Origin of the sequence: Lentisalinibacter salinarum (assembly GCF_040706555.1) — a bacterium.
GTDB classification, from domain to species: Bacteria; Pseudomonadota; Gammaproteobacteria; order Steroidobacterales; family Woeseiaceae; genus Lentisalinibacter; species Lentisalinibacter salinarum.
In genome coordinates this window covers 1-257 of sequence record NZ_JAPDRH010000012.1, presented here as the reverse complement: position 1 = coordinate 257, position 257 = coordinate 1, and the positions used below count along the sequence as shown (strand labels likewise).

At 64.6% G+C, this 257-nt stretch carries 1 pseudogene; it reads left to right on the top strand.

The features are described from left to right. Window positions 1-257 (top strand): annotated as a pseudogene (locus ACJMKZ_RS18780) (hypothetical protein); the annotation flags it as partial.

Genomic DNA, 257 nt, shown 5'->3' with positions numbered 1-257 from the left:
CGGAATGGCAGAGCTACAGCTACAACCTGACGGCGGTGGCCGACATCGGCACTGCCGAGAGTCGCGTGCTGTTCGATATGGGCGGTGTGACCAGCACCGTGAATATCGACGACGTCAGCCTGACTCCCGCGGGGGGCGGCGGCGAGCTTCTGACCAATGGAGACTTCGAGGCGAGCGCTGCCGACAAGGCGCCGTGGGTGAATGCCGGCGGTGTCGTGACGAACAACTTCTATACGGCCGATGCGCTCGACGGCCAG